Annotated in this window: 15 protein-coding genes; 8 read left to right on the plus strand and 7 right to left on the minus strand. The window is 72.8% G+C overall.

What is annotated here, in order from left to right; genetic code table 11:
* Window positions 1-57 precede the first annotated feature (57 nt).
* Window positions 58-516 (minus strand): acyl-CoA thioesterase, encoded by a 459-nt coding sequence (locus tag ACR9ZK_RS14295; RefSeq protein WP_481342607.1) that lies wholly within the window; start codon window positions 514-516, stop codon window positions 58-60.
* 66 nt (window positions 517-582) lie between these two features.
* On the opposite strand from ACR9ZK_RS14295, the gene ACR9ZK_RS14300 reads away from it, so the two are divergent.
* On the plus strand, window positions 583-4,227 hold the full coding sequence (locus tag ACR9ZK_RS14300; RefSeq protein WP_481342608.1) for a DEAD/DEAH box helicase: 3,645 nt from the start codon (window positions 583-585) through the stop codon (window positions 4,225-4,227).
* Window positions 4,228-4,354: 127 nt separating this feature from the next.
* Window positions 4,355-4,975, plus strand: coding sequence for a superoxide dismutase (locus ACR9ZK_RS14305; protein ID WP_481342609.1), 621 nt, complete (start codon window positions 4,355-4,357; stop codon window positions 4,973-4,975).
* Between the two features lie 95 nt (window positions 4,976-5,070).
* Here ACR9ZK_RS14305 and galK read toward each other — a convergent pair whose 3' ends face one another.
* The 4 genes from galK to ACR9ZK_RS14325 are packed head-to-tail and all read right to left on the minus strand — an operon-like array spanning window position 5,071 to window position 10,134.
* Window positions 5,071-6,255, minus strand: a complete 1,185-nt coding sequence (gene galK, locus ACR9ZK_RS14310) for a galactokinase (RefSeq protein ID WP_481342610.1) — start codon at window positions 6,253-6,255, stop codon at window positions 5,071-5,073.
* Complete coding sequence (gene galT, locus ACR9ZK_RS14315) at window positions 6,252-7,361, minus strand: galactose-1-phosphate uridylyltransferase (protein WP_481342611.1); 1,110 nt, start codon at window positions 7,359-7,361, stop codon at window positions 6,252-6,254. Before galT ends, galK begins: the two co-directional genes overlap by 4 nt.
* Window positions 7,358-8,140 (minus strand): DeoR/GlpR family DNA-binding transcription regulator, encoded by a 783-nt coding sequence (locus ACR9ZK_RS14320; RefSeq protein ID WP_481342612.1) that lies wholly within the window; start codon window positions 8,138-8,140, stop codon window positions 7,358-7,360. The genes galT and ACR9ZK_RS14320 overlap by 4 nt, the downstream gene beginning before the upstream one ends.
* Window positions 8,141-8,142: 2 nt before the next feature.
* The gene (locus ACR9ZK_RS14325) at window positions 8,143-10,134 is read right to left on the minus strand and encodes a beta-galactosidase (protein ID WP_481342613.1); all 1,992 of its coding nucleotides are present in this window, start codon (window positions 10,132-10,134) and stop codon (window positions 8,143-8,145) included.
* A gap of 319 nt (window positions 10,135-10,453) precedes the next feature.
* Between ACR9ZK_RS14325 and ACR9ZK_RS14330 the strand changes: the two genes are divergently transcribed.
* Genes ACR9ZK_RS14330 through ACR9ZK_RS14345 form a run of 4 tightly spaced genes read left to right on the plus strand, consistent with a single transcriptional unit; the run spans window position 10,454 to window position 15,862 of the window.
* Window positions 10,454-11,803, plus strand: coding sequence for an ABC transporter substrate-binding protein (locus tag ACR9ZK_RS14330; protein ID WP_481342614.1), 1,350 nt, complete (start codon window positions 10,454-10,456; stop codon window positions 11,801-11,803).
* 13 nt (window positions 11,804-11,816) lie between these two features.
* Window positions 11,817-12,710: a carbohydrate ABC transporter permease gene (locus tag ACR9ZK_RS14335; protein WP_481342616.1), complete on the plus strand. Its 894-nt coding sequence runs from the start codon at window positions 11,817-11,819 to the stop codon at window positions 12,708-12,710.
* Window position 12,711: 1 nt separating this feature from the next.
* On the plus strand, window positions 12,712-13,629 hold the full coding sequence (locus ACR9ZK_RS14340; RefSeq protein ID WP_481342617.1) for a carbohydrate ABC transporter permease: 918 nt from the start codon (window positions 12,712-12,714) through the stop codon (window positions 13,627-13,629).
* A 1-nt stretch (window position 13,630) separates the two neighbouring features.
* Entirely contained in the window at window positions 13,631-15,862 is a 2,232-nt protein-coding gene (locus ACR9ZK_RS14345; protein ID WP_481342618.1) for an alpha-galactosidase, read from the plus strand.
* A gap of 3 nt (window positions 15,863-15,865) precedes the next feature.
* On the opposite strand, the gene ACR9ZK_RS14350 is transcribed toward ACR9ZK_RS14345, so the two are convergent.
* Window positions 15,866-16,396, minus strand: coding sequence for a Fur family transcriptional regulator (locus tag ACR9ZK_RS14350; RefSeq protein WP_481342619.1), 531 nt, complete (start codon window positions 16,394-16,396; stop codon window positions 15,866-15,868).
* Window positions 16,397-16,441: 45 nt separating this feature from the next.
* Between ACR9ZK_RS14350 and tdh the strand changes: the two genes are divergently transcribed.
* Window positions 16,442-17,479 carry an L-threonine 3-dehydrogenase gene (tdh, locus tag ACR9ZK_RS14355; protein ID WP_481342620.1) on the plus strand — a complete coding sequence of 346 codons (1,038 nt, stop codon included), beginning with the start codon at window positions 16,442-16,444 and terminating at the stop codon, window positions 17,477-17,479.
* The gene (locus ACR9ZK_RS14360) at window positions 17,476-18,129 is read left to right on the plus strand and encodes an alpha/beta fold hydrolase (RefSeq protein ID WP_481342621.1); all 654 of its coding nucleotides are present in this window, start codon (window positions 17,476-17,478) and stop codon (window positions 18,127-18,129) included. Before tdh ends, ACR9ZK_RS14360 begins: the two co-directional genes overlap by 4 nt.
* 30 nt (window positions 18,130-18,159) lie before the next feature.
* Here the strand turns inward: ACR9ZK_RS14360 and ACR9ZK_RS14365 are convergent.
* The coding region (locus ACR9ZK_RS14365) for a hypothetical protein (RefSeq protein ID WP_481342622.1) at window positions 18,160-19,150 on the minus strand (991 nt) is incomplete at its 5' end.

Raw genomic sequence — 19,150 nt, forward strand, 5'->3', positions numbered from 1 at the left:
CCTCCGGGTGGCCCTCGTGACGCGTGCCGTGACGCCCACCGGGACGTCCGGCGCCGCTCACGCGTCCACCTCGACCACTGCCCCGGCCATGAGGGCACGCAGGTGGTCCGGGATCGGCGTGGGGCGGCGCGTCCGGGCGTCGATCTCGACGTGCACCCAGTGGCCCAGCGCCCGGATGTCCCCCTCGCCGCCGTGCGCCGGGTCGGCGAAGAGGCCGAGCTGGTAGGTGACGCTGCTCGTGCCGAGACGCGTCACCCGCAGCCCGACGACGAGCGGCGTGGGGAAGGCGACCTCGGCGTAGAAGACGCAGCCGGACTCGGCGACGACGCCCTGCGTCGGGTCACGGGTCGGGTCGATCGTCTCGTGCTCGGCCTGCCAGCCGTTGATCGCCGAGTCGAACAGCTCGTAGTAGACGGCGTTGTTGAGGTGGCCGTACATGTCGTTGTCCGACCAGCGCGTCGTCACCGCCCGGTGGACGGGGAAGTCGGCGAGCGTCAGCGAGCGCGGGTCGGCCATCCGCCCATCCTGCCGGACCTGTGGACCGTGCCGCCGGGTGTCGGCACCCCGACCTAGAGTCGAGGGATGGCGTGGAGCGTGGGGCGGGCGACGTGGGTCGGGCAGGTCACCGATCCCGACATCGCCCAGCAGGTCGGCTCGCGCACCTTCGGTCGCGGCGAGGCCTATGCCGCCGAGCGCCGGGTCCGGTCCATCGCGACGCGGCCCGACGGGCTCATGATCCTCGGCACCATCGACGGCAGCGGCGCCGAGACCTACCAGACGATCATCGAGGCGCGACCGCACCCGAAGGGCCGCGCCCACCTGTGGAACGGGCGGTGCAGCTGTCCCGTCGCCACCGACTGCAAGCACGTCGTCGCCCTGCTCCTCACCGCGCGAGACGTCGCCAACGGCGTCCTGCCGGAGGCCGTCGTGGAGCCCGAGGACGGCCCGCGGGTCGGCGAGCCGGCCAGCGCCGGGCTCGTCGAGCGCCGGCCCGAGGGGGCGCCACGGCTCGTGCACTGGTCCGAGGTCCTGGGGCACATCCGTCCCCGCACCGCGGCCGCTCCTGCGCCGGACGCACGCCCCGAGCCGCAGGGCGACCTCATGCCCGCGGGCCTGCTCGTCGACGTCGTCTACCGCGACCCGCGCGGCCGCGGCGGGCTGCCCGAGCCGGGGTACGGCCTCCGGCCCACGCGGTGGACGCGCGCCGGCACGTGGCACCGCACCCTCACCTGGCACGACGCGCTGCCGCAGTGGCGTGCCGGCATCCGCCTCCTGCCCGAGCACGAGCGGGCGCTCACCCGCCTCTACGACGCCGCGCGCCACGCCTCGGGCGGCACGACGTACCTGACCGCCGCGCCGCCCATCGCCCTCGACGCGAGCCCGGACGTGTGGCCGCTGCTGTCGCGCGCCCGCGACGCCGGCGTCGTCCTCCTGCCCGGTGAAGGCGTCGTGGGGCCGGTCACCGTCGTCGACGAGCCGGCCACCCTCGAGCTGCACGTGCGCCGGGCCCCTGACGGTTCGGGCGACCTCGTCGTCCGGCTGCGCGTCGCCGGTCTGCCCGGTGGCGGCGGTGACGATGCGGACGAGGCCACCGGCGCCGCCGACGCCGCCCACGCCGCCGACGCAGGCGGTGGCGAGGTCCTCTTCCTCGGCGACCCGGTGCACGGCGTCGCCGTCTCCGCCGACGACGGAGCCCTCACCCTCGTGCCGCTCGAGCAGGACCTCGGGCTCGCGAGCGCAGCGCTCGAGCAGGCCCGCGCCGGTCTGCGCGTGCCCGCCGACGAGCGCGCCCGGTTCCTCGGGTCGACCGTGCCGGGGCTGCGGCAGCGCGTGCGCGTGCGCTCCGAGGTGCCGCTGCCCGTCGGTGACACGCCCGCCGGCGGGGAGGTCGCGCCCGAACGGGTCACCGTGCACGTCAGGGTGGTCCACGACGTCCCGGGCGAGGTCCGGGTCGACCTCGGGCACGCCTACGACGGCGTCCTTCGGCCGATCACCGAGCGTGCGGCGCACGGACCCTCCGCCGGCGGGACCCACGGGGGCGCGCTGGGGCTGCTCGGCATCCGTCGCACCCGCGACCGCGATGCCGAGACCGCGGCGACGCGCGCGGCGACGTCCCTGCACGAGGTGCCCGGGGCCGTCGGTGGCCTCGCCGAGGGGCTGCCGTGGCTGCGCTCGCGCCTGCACCTGCGTGGCCCCGACGCCGCGCGGTTCGTCTCCGAACAGCTGCCGGCCCTCGAGGCCGACGAGCACGTCACCGTGGAGGTCGACGGTGACCTCCCCCCGTACGAGGAGGTCACGGCACCGCCCGTGGTGCGCATCGGGGCCACCGACGTCGTCACGGGAGCGCTGCCGCCCGGCTCGGGTCCAGGGCCCGCCCGGCGTCGCGAGCAGGCCGAGCCCGGTGACTGGTTCGACCTGCGCGTCACGGTCGAGGTCGACGGCGAGGAGGTGCCCTTCGAGCCGCTCTTCGCCGCGCTCGCCGCCGGCGAGGACATCATGCTCCTCGACTCCGGCTCGTGGTTCCGGCTCGACCGGCCCGAGCTGGTCCGGCTGCGCACGCTCATCGACGAGGCGCGAGAGCTCGCCGACCCCGAGACCGGCGGCCTGCGGCTCAGTGCCCACCACGCCGACCTGTGGGAGGAGCTCGCGGCCCTCGGCGTCGTCGAGCAGCAGAGCGCCAGGTGGGCCGCCAACGTCGCGGCGCTCGCACCCCTCGCCGACGCGCCCGCAGCGGAGGTCCCGCGGGCGCTCCGCGCCACGCTGCGGCCCTACCAGCTCGAGGGCTACCGGTGGCTGGCGCGGCTGTGGGACGCCCGCATCGGCGGCATCTTGGCCGACGACATGGGCCTCGGCAAGACCCTCCAGGTCATCGCCGCGCTCGCCCGGGCGCACGACCGCGGCGAGCTCGGCAGCCCGAGCACCGGGTCCCCGGGTGCCCGGGGGCCCGTCCTCGTCGTCGCGCCGACGAGCGTCGTCGGCACGTGGCTGCAGGAGATCGACACCTTCGCCCCGCACCTGCGCACCGTCGCCGTCACCGCCACGGGGCGCAAGCGCGGCACGGTCCTGCCGGACGCCGTCGGTGGTGCCCAGGTCGTCGTCACCTCGTACGCCGTGCTGCGTCTCGACGCCGATGCCTTCCACGAGATCGCTTGGGGCGGAGTCGTCCTCGACGAAGCGCAGTTCGTCAAGAACCGTCAGGCCAAGACCCACGTCGCGGTCCGGCGGCTCGGTGCGCCGTTCACGCTCGCCGTCACCGGCACGCCGCTCGAGAACTCCCTCATGGACCTCTGGTCGCTGCTGTCGCTGACGGCGCCCGGCCTCTACCCGCGCCCCGACGTGTTCACCCAGAGCTACCGGCGGCCCATCGAGTCGGGCGAGCGACCCGACCTGCTCGACCTGCTCCGCCGGCGCATCCGCCCTCTCGTCCTGCGCCGCACCAAGGAGCAGGTGGCCCTCGACCTGCCGCCCAAGCAGGTCCAGGTCGTGCCGCTCGAGCCGCACCCGGTGCACCGGCACGTCTACGACCAGCACCTGCAGCGCGAGCGCCAGCGCATCCTCGGCCTGCTCGGCGACCCCGACGGCAACCGCGTCGCGATCCTCGCCTCCCTGACCCGGCTGCGCCAGCTCGCCCTCGAGCCCTCGCTCGTCGACCCCGCCCAGGCTGGCCGGGCCACCGCGGCGAAGGTGGAGTTCCTCGTCGACCAGCTGCGCGAGCTCGCCGCCGAGGGCCACCGCGCGCTCGTCTTCAGCCAGTTCACCGGGTTCCTGCGCCTCGTCGAGGCGGCGCTGGCGAAGGCCGGTCTCGAGACCGCCTACCTCGACGGCTCGACGACCGACCGCCAGGAGGTGGTCCGCGGCTTCCGCCAGGGTGACGCGGTGGCGTTCCTCATCAGCCTCAAGGCCGGCGGGTTCGGGCTCACCCTCACCGAGGCCGACTACGTCTTCGTGCTCGACCCCTGGTGGAACCCGGCGGCCGAGGCCCAGGCCATCGACCGCGCCCACCGCATCGGCCAGGACAAGCCCGTCACGGTGTACCGGCTCGTGTCGGCCGGCACCATCGAGGAGAAGGTCGTCGCGCTCCAGGAGCGCAAGCGTGACCTGTTCGACCGTGTCGTCGACGAGGGCGGGTCGCTCTCCGGCGCGATCACCTCGGACGACGTCCGCGACCTGCTCGGGCTCGACTCAGCCGCCCGGACGACGGGTCCGCTTGACCTCAAGCCCTGTTGAGCTCGCAGGATCGTCGAGTGGGTCCCCCTCGACGGCGTCGCCCGGTCGGCCGGGACACCCCTGTCGGCCCGCGCGACGCGCGGCATAGAGTGATCGGAGCCGAAAGGTCTCCAGAAAGGAACGACAAGTGGCTTACACGCTTCCCGAGCTCGACTACGACTACGCGGCTCTCGAGCCGCACATCAGCGCTCGCATCATGGAGCTGCACCACAGCAAGCACCACAAGGCCTACGTCGACGGCGCGAACGCCGCGGTCGCCAAGCTCGAGGAGCTGCGTGAGTCCGGTGACTACGCAGCCGTCAACGGCGTCGAGAAGAACCTCGCGTTCCATCTCGGCGGCCACACGAACCACTCGGTCTTCTGGAAGAACATGAGCCCCGACGGTGGCGGCCAGCCCGAGGGCGAGGTCCAGGCCGCGATCGACGAGTACTTCGGCGGCTTCGAGAAGTTCCAGGCGCACTTCAACGCCAACGCCAACGCCATCCAGGGCTCCGGCTGGTCGATCTGGGCGTGGGACACCATCGCCGGCCGGCCGCACATCATGCAGCTGTTCGACCAGCAGGGCAACATCCCGGTCGGCCAGATCCCGCTGCTGCAGCTCGACATGTGGGAGCACGCCTTCTACCTGCAGTACGAGAACGTCAAGGCCGACTACGTCAAGGCCTGGTGGAACGTCGTCAACTGGCAGGACGTCGCAGCTCGTCTCGAGCGCGCGAAGGCCACGACCGGCCTCATCATCCCGGCCTGACGTCCACGCACCTCGACCGGAGGGCGGTCACCCGACGTGGGTGGCCGCCCTCCGGCGTGTCCGGTGTCCGGTGTGCGCGGAGCCGAGGGCGCCGTTCACGCGTCACGGTGCGCCGCGGCGCCGGCCGTGACGGCGAACGAGGACGGCACGGTGAACCCGTGCTCCGCGAACGCGTCCTCGACGGCCCTGCCGACCTCGTCGACGGCGTCGGCCCGCACGATGGCGATGCACGAGCCGCCGAAGCCGCCGCCGGTCATCCGGGCGCCCAGGGCGCCGTGCCGCCGCGCGGTGTCGGTGGCGACGTCGAGCTCGTCGCAGGAGATCTCGTAGTCGTCGCGCATCGAGGTGTGGGAGGCGTCGAAGAGCCGGCCGACCTCGTCGAGGTCCCCCGCGCGCAGGGCCGCGACGGCCCGCTCCACCCGGTCGATCTCGGTGACGACGTGCCGGACGCGTCGCCGCATCTCGTCGGTGGGCAGCCGGTCGAGCGCCGCGTCGAGCCCGGAGGCGGGCACCTCGCGCAGCGTGTCGACACCGAGGAGGCGGGCGGCCTCCTCGCACGCGTCCCGGCGCGCGGCGTACTGGCCGTCGACGAGCTCGTGGTGGGCCCGGGTGTCGGTGACGAGCAGCGCGTACCCGGACGAGGCGAGGTCGAAGGGCACCTGCTCGGTCTGCCACGACCGGCAGTCGAGCAGCAGGGCGCTCGCGTCGTCGCACAGCAGCGCCGCGGACTGGTCGAGCCCTCCGGTCGGGGCGCCCGCGATCTCGTTCTCGGCGCGGATGCAGGCCTGGGCCAAGCGCGCCCGGGCACCGGCGTCCTCGAGCAGCCCGAGCCCGCCGAGGTCGCTGACCGCGGCGCCGACCGAGCACTCGAGGGCCGCCGAGCTCGACAGCCCGGCACCGACCGGCACGACCGAGTCGATGACGACGTCGAGGCCCGGCACGTCGTGGCCCTCCTCACGCAGCGCCCACAGCACACCCGCGACGTACGACGCCCAGCCGCCGGGCCGCTCGGGCGACACGTCCGCGAGCGCGACCTCGACCGGGGTGTCGCTCTGCAGGGAGCAGACCCTCAGGACGCCGTCGTCGCGCACGGCGGCCGCGGCGTACGTGCGCTGCGGCAGGGCGATGGGCAGGCACAGGCCGCCGTTGTAGTCGGTGTGCTCACCGATGAGGTTGACGCGGCCCGGCGCCGACCAGACGCCCTGGGGCTCGCGGCCGTACCGGTCGACGAAGCGGGCACGGACGCCCTCGATCACCTCTTCCGGCTCTCTCGCGCTCACGGTGCCACCTCCCGCAGCCGGGCCGCGGCCCGCTCCGGCGCGATGTCGTTGACCCAGCCGCCGACGCCCGACTCGGACCCCGCGAGGTACTTGAGGCGTCCGGGACCGCGCAGCACCGACATGAGCTGCAGGTGCAGGCGCGAGGCGTCCCGGCCGACCTTGGCGGGCGCCTGCTGCCACGCCGCGATGTACGGGAGGGTGACGGGCGAGCCGTCCTCGGCGACGTAGTACCGGTCGAGCCGGCCGAGCAGGTCGTGGTAGACGGTGGCGAGCTCGTCGCGCTCGTCGTCATCGAGGGCCGCGAGGTCGGGCACGTCGCGGTGCGGCGCGAGGTGCACCTCCACCGGCCACCGGGCCGCGAACGGCACGTACGCGGTCCAGTGCGTGCCCTCGATGACGACGCGGGAACCGTCGGCGCGCTCGGCGGCGAGCAGGTCCGCACCGAGCAGCCGACCGGTGCGCTCGAGGTGGCACTGCGCCGCGTCGAGCAGCTGACGCGTGCGGGCCGGGACGTACGGGTAGGCGTAGATCTGCCCGTGCGGGTGCGGGAGGGTGACGCCGATCTCGCGGCCGCGGTTCTCGAAGGCGAAGACGTGCTGCACCTCGGGCCGGGCCGCGAGCGCCTCGGTGCGCTGGGCCCACGTGTCGACGACCATCCGGACCCGCTCGACCGACAGGTCCTTGAAGGAGCTCTCGTGGTCGCTGGTGAAGCACACGACCTCGCAGCGTCCCACGGCGGGACGGGTTCCGAAAAGGCCTGTGGGGTCGGGGAACTCGGCTCCCAGCGACTCGACGGCGTACGAGGGGAACCGGTTCTCGAAGACGACGACCTGGTAGTCCGACTCCGGGATCTCCGAGGGCGCGGTGCCGCGGCCGGTCGGGCAGAGCGGGCACTCGTCCTTCGGCGGCATGAAGGTGCGGTTCTGCCGGTGCGCCGCGACGGCGACCCAGTCGTCGACGAGCGCGTCGTGGCGGACCTCCCCGGACAGCACGCGCGGCTCGACCGGACGCAGGTCGCGGGCCGTGCGCTCGGGCGTACCCGGCTCGTCGACGTAGATGATCTCGCGACCGTCGGCCAGGGTGCGGGAGGTGAAGCGGTGGCTCATGAGGTGGCTTCCACGATCTCGAGGGAGCCCACGGCGTCTCCGAGGGCGGTGCGGGCACGCTCGCCCAGGGCGGCGTCGGTGACGAAGACGTCGACGTCGTCGAGCTCGGCGAAGGTGCTGAGGCCGACGGTGCCCCACTTCGAGGAGTCCGCGAGGACGCACACCGTGCGGGCCGAGCCGATGAGGGCCCGGTTCGTCTCGGACTCGACGAGGTTGGGCGTCGTCAGGCCGGCACGGTCGTCGACGCCGTGCGCCCCGAGGAACAGGACGTCGTAGTGCAGCGACCGCAGCGCCGACACGGCGACCGGGCCCACGAGCGCGTCGGAGGGGGTGCGCACGCCACCGGTGAGGACGACGGTCTGCCCCGGGGCCCCCGACTCGTGGAGGAGCTGCGCGACCGGCACCGAGTTGGTCACGACGGTCAGCTGCGGCACGTCCCTGACCGCGCGGGCCAGCTCGTAGGTCGTCGTGCCGGCGGAGATGCCGATGGCGCTGCCCGGGCCGACGAGCCGGGCGGCGTGCCGGCCGAGGGCCTGCTTCTGCGCGAGCTGCAGGTGGGACTTCGCCGAGAAGCCGGGCTCCTCGCTGGACCGGGTGCCCCCGACGGCGAGGGCGCCGCCGTGGACGCGCTCGAGCAGGCCGTCCCCGGCGAGACGCTCGATGTCGCGGCGGATGGTCATGTCGGAGACCCCGAGGCGCTCGACGAGGTCGGAGACCCGGACCGCGCCCTCGTCCTCGACGAGCCCGAGGATGACGGTCCGGCGTTGGCTGGCGAGCACGTTCAGTCCTCTCGTACGACGGCGACCGCTCCCGGCGCGAGCGTGACGAGGCCGTCCGTGCGCCGGTCGGCGACGAGGTCGTACCCCGTGACGCGCACCTCGTGCTCGGCGTCGTCGTGGTTGAGCAGGAACAGCCACGAGCCGTCCCCGTTCACGCGCCGCGTCGCCTCGACGCCGCGGGGGAGCCCCGCGACGGTCGGCGTGACGCCCGCCGCGGCGATGACGCCCTCGAGCAGGCCGCCCAGGGTCTCGTCGTCGGGCAGCGTGCTGAGGTACCAGGCGCCACCGGCGCCGACGTCGCGTCGCGTCACGGCCGGACGGCCGACGAGCGGGCCGGCGGCATACGTCGCCACGACCTCGGTGCCCTGGCCCGCGGTGACGTCCTCGCTCCACCACGTGCCCGTACCGCTCGAGAGCGCCACCGTCTCGGCCCGGTCGAGCGGGAAGAGCTCCTCGACGCGGACGCCGAGCAGGTCGCGGAAGGCACCCGGGTAGCCACCGAGGCGCACGTGGTCGTCCTCGTCGCTGATCCCGGAGAAGTAGGTCACGACGACCTGTGCCCCGCGCTCCGCGGCAGCGGCGACGGCGGCGGCCACGGCGTCGGACACCGTGTACAGCTGCGGCACGACGACGACGTCGTAGGACGAGAGGTCGGTCGAGGGGTGGACGACGTCGGTGGTGACGCCGCGCGCGTGCAGCACCCGGTGGACCGCGTGCGCGGCCTCGAGCGGGTCGAGGTCGGCGGACGGCATGCACGGGCCCTCCGCCGCCCAGATCGCCTGGAAGTCGTGCAGGACCGCCACCCGGGCCTCCACGCGGCTGCCGACGAGCTCGCCCAGCCGTCCGGCGATGCGGCCGAGCTGCTCGACCTCGCGGAACCGGGCGCTGTCCGGCCCCGCGTGCGGCACGACCGCGCTGTGGAACTTCTCGGCACCGGCGCGCGACTGGCGCCACTGGAACCAGCCGATGGTGTCCGCGCCACGCGCCACGTGGGCGACCGCGTCGCGGATCGTCTGGCCGGGAGCCTTGGCGTGGTTGACCGGCTGCCAGTTGACGGCGCTCGTCGAGTGCTCCATGAGCATCCAGGGGGCGCCGCCGGCGAGGCCGCGCGTCACGTCGCCGCTGAAGGCCAGCTCGGCGCGCGGGTGGGCCAGCGTGTCGACGATGTAGTGGTCGGTGCTGACGACGTCGACGGCGTCGGCCCACTGCGCGTAGTCGAGGTGGCGGAAGTGGGCCAGCGTCATGAAGTTCGTCGTGACGAGAACGCCGGGGGAGCGCTCCTCGAGCACGGCCCGCTCGGCGCGCATGAAGTCGAGCAGGGCGTCGGAGGAGAACCGCCGGTAGTCCAGCACGTGCGTCGGGTTGTTGAACGTCGTCGATCGGCGGGGCGGCAGCACCTGCTCCCAGGCGGTGTAGCGCTGGCTCCAGAAGGCGGTGCCCCACGCGTCGTTGAGACGCTCGAGCGTGGTGTACCGACGCAGCAGCCACGAGCGGAAGTGGCGGGCGCACTCGTCGCAGTAGCAGGGCAGGTTGTGGCAGGCGTACTCGTTGGACACGTGCCACATCGCGAGGGCCGGGTGCTCGTGGTAGCGCGTGGCCAGCTGCCGCGTCAGGGCGAGGGCGTACTCGCGGTAGACGGGGGAGGTGGGGCACCACGCCTGCCGGCTGCCCGGCCACAGCGTGTGGCCGTCGACGTCGACGGGCAGGATCTCGGGGTGGGCGTGCGAGAGCCACGGTGGCGGCGTGGCCGTGGCGGTGGCGAGGTCGACGGCGATGCCGCCCGCGTGCAGCTTGTCCATGACGGTGTCGAGCCACTCGAACTCGTACTCGCCCTTGGCGGGCTCGAGCCAGGACCACGAGAAGACCCCGAGGCTGACGAACGAGACGCCGGCGCGGCGCATCAGCTCGACGTCCTCGTCCCAGACCGAGCGGGGCCACTGTTCGGGGTTGTAGTCACCGCCGAGGGCGAGGGTCTTCGTCGGCCAGGAGCGCATGGCGCCCAGCGTGGACCGCGGACCGGCGTGATGTCAACATTTTCCAACAGTCGGACCGGTTTGAGTCTGTCCGGTCGGCGAGCCGGCGTCCGCGCGGGCCGTGTCCGTTCGCGGCGGCGTGCTCTCGGGAAGACGACTCTCCCCCAAGCGGCGCGGGCGGGCAAAGGTTCCATCACGATCTGCGACGGGGTTGTCCGGTCCTCTTGACAGAAGTGTCCGACCTGAGGATTCTCTGTTTGTTGTTGGCCGGTTTTGAGCGACTGTGTTCGTTCTCGGCCCCGGCCACTCCACATCCGGTACAGCGTCAAAGGAGACCGCAATGACCCGCCCGAGCACCGAGGCCGAGTACCTCGCTCGCATGGTTCCCCCCTCCGTTCGCGGCATCGACCGTCGGACCCTCCTGCGCGGCGCCGTCGGCGTCGGTGCCCTCCTGGGCGCCGGTGGCCTCGCGGCCTGCGGCAGCAACTCGGGCTCGGCCGGCGTCCCCACGGGTGCCGTGACCGGAACGGTGACCGTCGGCTCGAACCAGTCGGACGCCGTGCCGAAGGCGGCCGTGCAGGCCTACATGGACGCCTTCTCCAAGGCGAACCCCGGCACGACCGTCAAGATCAACACCGTCGACCACAACTCCTTCCAGGAGAACATCAACAACTACCTCCAGGGCTCGCCCGACGACGTCTTCACCTGGTTCGCCGGCTACCGCATGCAGTTCTTCGCCGAGAAGGGCCTCGTCGGCGACATCTCCGATGTCTGGAAGAACATCACCGGCATGAGCGACGCGCTGAAGAAGGCCTCGACCGGCGCGGACGGCAAGCAGTACTTCGTGCCGATCACCAACTACCCGTGGGCCGTCTTCTACCGGAAGAGCCTCTGGCAGCAGCGGGGCTACGAGGTGCCGAAGACGCTCGACGACCTCAAGACGCTCGGCGCCCAGATGCAGAAGGACGGCATCGCCCCGATCGCCTTCGGCGACAAGGACGGCTGGCCCGCCATGGGCACCTTCGACCAGCTCAACCTGCGCGTCAACGGCTACGACTTCCACGTCAGCCTGATGGCCGGCAAGGAGTCGTGGACCGACCCCAAGGTCAAGAAGGTCTTCGACACCTGGGCCGGGATCCTCCCGCTGCACCAGGCCGACTCCCTCGGCCGCACGTGGCAGGAGGCGGCGCAGTCGCTCCAGCAGAAGAAGTCCGGCATGTACGTCCTCGGCTCGTTCGTCGCGCAGCAGTTCGGCAAGGGCGCCGAGCAGGACGACCTCGACTTCTTCACCTTCCCCGAGATCGACTCGACCGTCGGCACCGACGCCATCGAGGCGCCGATCGACGGCTACATGATGAGCGCCCGCCCCAAGAACGAGGGCGCCGCCAAGAAGCTGCTCCAGTACATCTCGCAGCCCGAGGCCCAGCTGCTCGCCCTCAAGGCCGACCCCAGCGTCATCGCCACCAACGACAAGGCGGACACGAGCGGCTACACGGCGCTGCAGAAGAAGTCGAAGGAGTACGTCCAGTCGGCCAAGTCCATCGCGCAGTTCATGGACCGCGACACCCGCCCGGACTTCGCCTCGACGGTCATGATCCCGGCCATCCAGACCTTCCTGAAGAACCCGAAGGACATCGACGGCCTCTGCAACAGCATCCAGGCCCAGAAGAAGAGCATCTTCGGCTCCTGACGGGGCGGTCACCATGGCGAGCAACCGCAGGTACAAGGGCATCGACCAGCTCTCGGCGCGCGACCGGGTCGTCGTCGCGCTGATGGTGGCCGTGCCGACCCTCCTCGTCCTCTGGCTCGTCTGGATCCCGGCGATCGGCTCGGTCCTGCTCTCGTTCACCAACTGGGACGGGATCGGGCCGCTCTCCGGCATCAAGTCGGTCGGGCTCCAGAACTACCGCGACATCACGACGATCTACCCACCGTTCTGGCCGGCCATCCAGCACAACCTCATCTGGCTGGCCGTGATGTTCCTCGTCGCGACACCGCTCGGGGTGCTCTTCGCGGTCCTCGTCGACCGGGGCGTGACGGGCACCCGCTTCTACCAGACGAGCATCTACCTGCCGGTCGTGCTGTCCCTGGCCCTCATCGGCTTCATCTGGCAGCTCATCTACTCGCGGGACCAGGGCCTGCTCAACGCGATCACGGGCGGCACCACCGACTGGTACGGCGACCCGGACGTCAACCTCTGGGCAGCACTCGTCGCCGCCACCTGGCGGCACTCCGGCTACATCATGCTGCTCTACCTGGCCGGCCTCAAGGGCGTCGACCCGTCGCTGCGGGAGGCCGCCCGGATCGACGGCGCGAGCGAGACGACGACCTTCTTCCGGGTGGTCTTCCCGGTGATGCGGCCGATCAACATCATCGTGCTCGTCGTGACCGTCATCGAGTCGCTCCGCGCCTTCGACCTCGTCTGGGTCATCAACAAGGGGCGCAACGGGCTCGAGCTCATCTCGACACTCGTGACGCAGAACGTCGTCGGCGAGGCGAGCCGCATCGGCTTCGGCTCGGCGCTCGCGACGATCATGCTCGCGATCTCCAGCGTGCTCGTCTTCGTCTACCTGCGCATCGCCATGAAGGAGGACTGACATGTCCCTCACCGCCGACCCGGTGCAGGAGCGCACCCAGGTCCTGCTCCACCCGCGCGAGGGGGGACCGCAGTCCGGGCGCCGCTGGTTCCTGCCGCTGGTCCTGACCCTCGTGTCGCTGATCTGGCTCTTCCCCCTGCTCCTCGCGCTCGTCAACTCGTTCCGCGACTACGCGTTCACGGCCAAGCACGGCTACATCTCGTGGGGCGGCTTCACCCTCGACAACTACAGGAACGCCTGGGAGCAGGGCGACTTCGGCCTGCACTTCTGGAACTCGTTCATCATCACGGTGCCGGCCGTGCTGCTGACGCTGTTCCTGTCGGCGTGCGTCGCCTTCGTCGTCGCGCGGTTCTCGTGGAAGGTCAACCTCGCCCTCCTCGGCTTCTTCATGGCCGCGAACCTGCTGCCGCCGCAGGCGCTGCTCATCCCCGTCTACCGGATGTTCCGCGCCATCGAGGTGCCCTTCTGGTTCAGCGAGTCGGGCACCCTGCTCGACAGCTTCCAGGGCCTCATCCTCGTCAACGTCGCGTTCCAGACCGGGTTCTGCGCCTTCGTCCTCAGCAACTACATGAAGGCGCTGCCCAAGGAGCTCTACGAGTCGGCCGTCATCGACGGCGCGAGCGTGACCCGCCAGTTCTTCCAGATTACGCTGCCGCTGTGCCGCCCGGCCCTGGCCGCGCTCGCGGTGCTGCAGACGACGTGGATCTACAACGAGTTCTTCTGGGCCACCGTCCTGCTCCAGCAGGGCGACAAGTACCCGGTGACGAGCTCGCTCAACAACCTGCGCGGCCAGTTCTTCACCGACAACAACCTCGTCGCCGCTGGATCGATGATCATCGCGATCCCTACGCTGGTGATCTTCTTCGTGCTCCAACGACACTTCGTGGCGGGCCTGACGCTCGGCGCGACCAAGGGATGACGTGACCGACCCCACCCACCCGACCCACCCGACCGACGGGTCCGAGCTGTCCACCGTCTCTCCCGTCTTCGTCGAGGCCGCCGGGACCGCGCTCGTCCTCGAGCCGCAGCCCGGCGGCGCGGGGCTTCCCGAGGTCGTCCACTGGGGCCCCGCCCTCGGCGGCGGCGCCGGCGCGTACGCGGCCCTGTCCCGGCTCACGACCGCGCCGGCCCCACCGAGCGCGCTCGACGAGCCGTGGCCGCTGACCATCCTGCCGGGCGAGGCGGACGGCTGGTCGGGCACGCCCGGCTGGGCCGGTCACCGTGGCGGCGCATCGGGCGCCCTGCGGTGGAGCGAGGTCACCTGCACGACCGAGGGCACGACGCTCGTCACGCGCGCGAGCGCGCGCGACGGCGTGCGCCTGGAGCTGCGCCACTCCCTCGACGAGCACGGGGTGCTCCGCGTCGACGCGTCGGTGACGAACACCGCTGACGCCGACGTCCCGCTCGACGTGGCGGCGCTGCGCGCCATCCTCCCGCTGCCCGTGCGCGCCGACGAGGTGCTCGACCTCACCGGACGCTGGTGCCGCGAGCGTTCGCCGCAGCGCAGCAGGCTCGACCACGGCACCCACCTGCGCGCGTCGCGGCGGGGCCGCACCGGTCATGACGCCACGCTGCTGCTCATCGCCGGCACGCGCGGGTTCGACTGGGGCACAGGCGAGGTCTGGGCCGTCCACACGGCGTGGAGTGGCAACCACGAGCACCTCGTCGAGGCACTCCCGGAGGGCGCCGGCCGTCACCACGCCGTCCTCGGCGGCGGCGAGCTGCTCGCGCCGGGCGAGGTGCGACTCGCGCCGGGGGAGTCGTACGCCGCCCCCACCGTCGTCTTCCTCCACTCGACCGCGGGCCTCGACGGCCTCTCGCGGCGACTGCACCGCAGCCTGCGGGCCCGCGCGGGGCACCCGTCGCGCCCGCGACCCGTCGTGCTCAACACGTGGGAGGCGGTCTACATGGAGACCGACCTCGACCACCTCAAGGCGCTCGCCGACACGGCCGCCCGCATCGGCGTCGAGCGCTTCGTGCTCGACGATGGGTGGTTCGGCGGACGACGTACCGACAAGGTAGGGCTCGGCGACTGGGTCGTGTCCGACGAGGTGTGGCCCGACGGCCTCTCGCCGCTCGTCGACCACGTGAAGGGACTCGGACTCGAGTTCGGGCTGTGGTTCGAGCCGGAGATGGTCAACGAGGACAGCGACCTCGTGCGCGCGCACCCCGACTGGGTGCTGCGCCCGGCCGACGGTTCCCCGCGCGAGTGGCGCTTCCAGCAGCTCATCGACCTGACGAACGACGAGGCCCGCGCCCAGCTGCTCGAGCGGATCAGCAGCCTCGTCGCCGAGTACGGCATCGCCTACATCAAGTGGGACCACAACCGCGACCTCCACGAGGCGGTCCACACGGTCGAGGTCGCCGGCCGTCGCGTCGTCGACGCGCCCGCCGTCCACGCCCACACGCTCGCGTTCTACGGCCTGCTCGACGACCTCCGGGCTCGGCACCCCGAGCTCGAGATCGAGTCGTGCAGCAGCGGTGGGGCGCGCGTCGACCTCGAGGTGCTCGACCACACCGACCGCATCTGGACCAGCGACTGCAACGACGCGCTCGAACGGGCGAGCATCCAGCGGTGGACCAGCCTGCTCGTGCCGGCCGAGCTCATGGGCACGCACGTCGGCCCGGCCACCGCCCACACGACGCACCGCACCGTCGACCTCGGCTTCCGTACCCTCATGGCGCTCCAGGGCCACGCCGGGCTCGAGTGGGACATCACGACGTGCTCCGACGGAGAGCTCGAGGCCCTGACGGCGTGGACGGCCCTGGCCCGGGAGCTGCGGCCACTGCTGCACACCGGTGACCTCGTGCGGTCCGAGAGCCCCGACGGCACCGTGCTCGTCACGGGCACCGTCGACGCCGACCGCGGCCACGGCGTCTACACCGTCGCGCGCCTCGTGACCGGCCGCGACGCCGCCACCGGGCCACTGCCGCTGCCCGGCCTCGACCCGGCCCGGACGTACACCCTCCGGGTCCGCCCCGAGGCAGGCCTGCCGGCCGTCGTGCAGCTCGTCCCGCCGGCGTGGTGGGAGCCGGCGCTCGGCGACGAGGGGATCCTCGTGCCGGGGGCCGTGCTCACGACGGTGGGCCTGCCGGTCCCGGTCCTCGGACCGGCCCAGGGCTACCTCGTCGAGGTGACCGCGACCGCCTGAGCCTCACGCCCTCCGGCACTCGCGGCACGTGCCGAGGAGGGCGGCATGGCTCGTGTCGAGCTCGAAGCCGAGATCCGCCTCGAGGCGGCGGGCGACGTCGTCGAGGACGTCGGGCGGCACGTCGAGGACGCGTCCGCACGCGTGGCACTGGACGTGGGCGTGGTCGTGGCGTCCGGGTGCGTCGTCGACCGCGGCGCCGGCGACCTCGGGCCCCGCCGCGAGGTGGTAGACCGTCGCCGACCCGCCGAGGTGCACGTGCGAGAGCGCGCCGAGCTCGGTGAGCGACGTCAGCGTCCGGTACACGGTGGCCCGGTGCACGGCCGGCTCGAGGTCGGCCACGCGCGACCCGATCTGGTCGGCGGTGAGGTGCTCACCCCTGGCGTCCGCCGCGTCGACGATCGCCAGCACCGCCCGCCGGGCCGGCGTGACGCGTTCGCCCGCGCCGCGCAGACGGGCGACGGCGTCGGCCACACGCTGCGCCGGCTGCGCCGGCCGCACCTCGTGCGTCGGCGAGCTCGGATCGGTCCCGGTCACGCCCTCATCATCGCGCCTCCGCGGACGGGTGGCAGACTGCCCCCCGTGCGTGCCCTCACGAAGCTGTCCGCCGGCCCGGGCCTCGAGCTCGTCGACCGCCCCGAGCCGGTCTGCGGGCCCGCCGACGTCAAGATCCGCGTGCTGCGTGCGGGCATCTGCGGCACCGACCTGCACCTGGCCGGCTGGGACGACTGGGCCGAGTCGACCGTCCGGCCGCCGCTCGTCATCGGCCACGAGTTCTACGGCGAGGTCGTCGAGATCGGCGCCGACGTCGAGCACATCGCCGTCGGTGACCGCGCGTCCGGCGAGGGCCACATCGTCTGCGGGGTGTGCCGCAACTGCCGGGCCGGCCGCCGCCACCTCTGCATCCGCACCCAGGGCATCGGCGTCAACCGCGACGGCGCGTTCGCCGACTACGTCGTGCTGCCGGCGAGCAACGTGTGGGTGCAGCCCGCCGACCTCGACCCCGACCTCGGGGCGGTGTTCGACCCCCTCGGCAACGCGACGCACACCGCGCTCCAGTGGCCGATGGTCGGCGAGGACGTCGTCATCACCGGCGCGGGCCCGATCGGCGTCATGGCGGCCGCCATCGCCCGGCACGCCGGGGCGCGGTACGTCGTCGTGTCCGACGCGAGCGACTACCGCCTCGCGCTCGCCGAGCGCGCCGGGGCCGACCTGACCATCAACGTCACCCGCGAGTCGCTCGCCGACGCGCAGCACCACCTCGGCATGAAGGAGGGCTTCGACATCGGCCTCGAGATGTCCGGGGCCGCGCCGGCCGTCAGCGACCTCATCGCCAACATGAACCACGGCGGACGCATCGCGCTGCTCGGTCTCCCGCACCAGGGCTACGAGCTCGACTGGGGCAAGGTCATCACCCACATGCTGACCCTCAAGGGCATCTACGGGCGCGAGATGTACGACACGTGGTACGCGATGTCGCAGATGATCGCGACGTCCGAGCGGTTCCGGGCAGCCGTCGCCCAGGTCATCACGCACCGGTTCCCGGCCGAGCGCTGGGAGGAGGCCTTCGACACGGCGCGCTCCGGCCAGTGCGGCAAGGTCGTCCTCGACTGGTCATGACCCAGCCGAGCCGGCCGCGTCCGCTCGTCCTGCTCCACGGCGTGGGGCAGTCGCCGATCGCCTGGCAGGACTTCGTGTCGGCCTTCGGCGCCGGCCGGCCGATGACGGCCCCGTGGATGCGCGGCCTGCGCCCCAGGGACCCCGTCGGTTTCGACCTCGACGCCGCCGCCTCGGGTGTCGCCGACGAGCTGGAGCTGCAGGGCGTCCGCCGGGCCGACTTCCTCGGGGTGTCGGTCGGCGCGAGCGTCGCGCTGCGCCTCGCCGTCGAGCGGCCCGATCTCGTCGGGCGCCTCGTCGTCGCCGGGGCGCTCGTGCGGCCCTCGCGGCGTGCCCTGCTGCTGCAGAGGCTCGCGATGCGTCTGGTGCCGGAGTCCAGGCTCGTCGACGCCGGGGTGTCGCGGCCCCGCATGCTCGCCGTCCTCGACGCCCTCCGTGAGTTCGACGGCACCGACGCGCTGCGACGCGTGGAGGCCCCGACGCTCGTCGTGGCCGGGTCGCGCGACCGCGCCGGCACCGAGGCCGGCCGGCGTCTTGCTGCCGAGGTGCCCGGGGCGCGGCTGCACGTCGTCGCCGGGGCGGGCGCGTCGCTCAACACCCAGTCGGCCCGCGAGCTCGCCGAGCTCACCCACGAGTTCCTCGACACTCCCTGAGACCCGCGCCTGCCCCGCCGGGCACCGCGCTCAGTGGGTCCGGGCGGCGGGGTCGAGGGCGTCGAGGCCTTCCCGGACCGTCCGGAGGAACGCCGACTGCGCCGGGTGGTCGGCGGCCATGTCTGCCAGGAAGTCGACCTGGTCGCGCACCTGGCGCAGCTGCTCCTCGCTGCCGATGAGGGCGGCGCGCCCGTAGCGGTCGATGGCCTTGGCCGCCTTGGACCGGGCCGGCTCCGGCGACCACAGGGCCGAGAGCGCGACGAGGTCACCGACGACGGCCACCGTCCAGAACGTCGGCGAGCGGCGTGACTCCTCGTCCGCGACCTCGAGCGCATCGTGGAGCAGCCCCCGCGCGGTGCCGGCGTCGACGGGCGCCCGCTCGGGCACCGGGTGCCACACCAGGGCCAGCTCGGCACCGAGCCAGTTGGCGAGCGCGCCGTGGCTGCGCCGGTCCCGCGCACCGGCGGCCTCGTACGCGCGCCGGTACCAGTTGGCGGCGTCGACGAGCGCGCCCTGGGCCCGGGTCCAGTCGTCCGGGGCGGCGGCGGCCGCACACCGTGCCGGACACGTGACGAGGGCGAGGCGCTTGTACGCGCTCGCGACCCGCCACAGCCGGTCGATGCTCGGCGTGGCCGCGATGTCCGACGCGGCCAGGACCGTCGCCGTCGGCCCCGAACCGAGGACGACCGAGCCGGGGTCGTCGATGAGGCGGCGCAGCGTGGCGATCGAGGACTCGATCGTCGCGACGGCCTTCTCGGTGGCCTCGGGGCCGAGCAGGGTCGGCGAGCCGGACCCGCCCGGGGCGTCGGAGCCGTGGACGGCGTCGGTCGCGGCGGTGCGCACGGTCTGGTCGATCCACACCTCGAAGTCGCGTACCGTCAGGGCCGTCCCGCCGGCGGCCAGCGTGCGACGGAAGTAGTCGCGGGCGAGGTCGAAGTTGCCGAACTTGTTGTAGGTGCGGGCGATGAGCACCTGGAGCGAGGCGTCGGACAGGTCGCACGCGTCGAGCCGGTCGACGAGC

The organism is Monashia sp. HAY1-5C (assembly GCF_056755255.1).

Excerpts from the sequence above, each read along its gene's own strand:
- ACR9ZK_RS14295 (WP_481342607.1), bottom strand. The coding sequence starts at position 516 with ATGGCCGACCCGCGCTCGCTGACGCTCGCCGACTTCCCCGTCCACCGG.
- ACR9ZK_RS14300 (WP_481342608.1), top strand. The coding sequence starts at position 583 with ATGGCGTGGAGCGTGGGGCGGGCGACGTGGGTCGGGCAGGTCACCGAT.
- galT (WP_481342611.1), bottom strand. The coding sequence starts at position 7,361 with ATGAGCCACCGCTTCACCTCCCGCACCCTGGCCGACGGTCGCGAGATC.
- ACR9ZK_RS14325 (WP_481342613.1), bottom strand. The coding sequence starts at position 10,134 with ATGCGCTCCTGGCCGACGAAGACCCTCGCCCTCGGCGGTGACTACAAC.
- ACR9ZK_RS14330 (WP_481342614.1), top strand. The coding sequence starts at position 10,454 with ATGACCCGCCCGAGCACCGAGGCCGAGTACCTCGCTCGCATGGTTCCC.
- ACR9ZK_RS14335 (WP_481342616.1), top strand. The coding sequence starts at position 11,817 with ATGGCGAGCAACCGCAGGTACAAGGGCATCGACCAGCTCTCGGCGCGC.
- ACR9ZK_RS14340 (WP_481342617.1), top strand. The coding sequence starts at position 12,712 with ATGTCCCTCACCGCCGACCCGGTGCAGGAGCGCACCCAGGTCCTGCTC.
- ACR9ZK_RS14360 (WP_481342621.1), top strand. The coding sequence starts at position 17,476 with ATGACCCAGCCGAGCCGGCCGCGTCCGCTCGTCCTGCTCCACGGCGTG.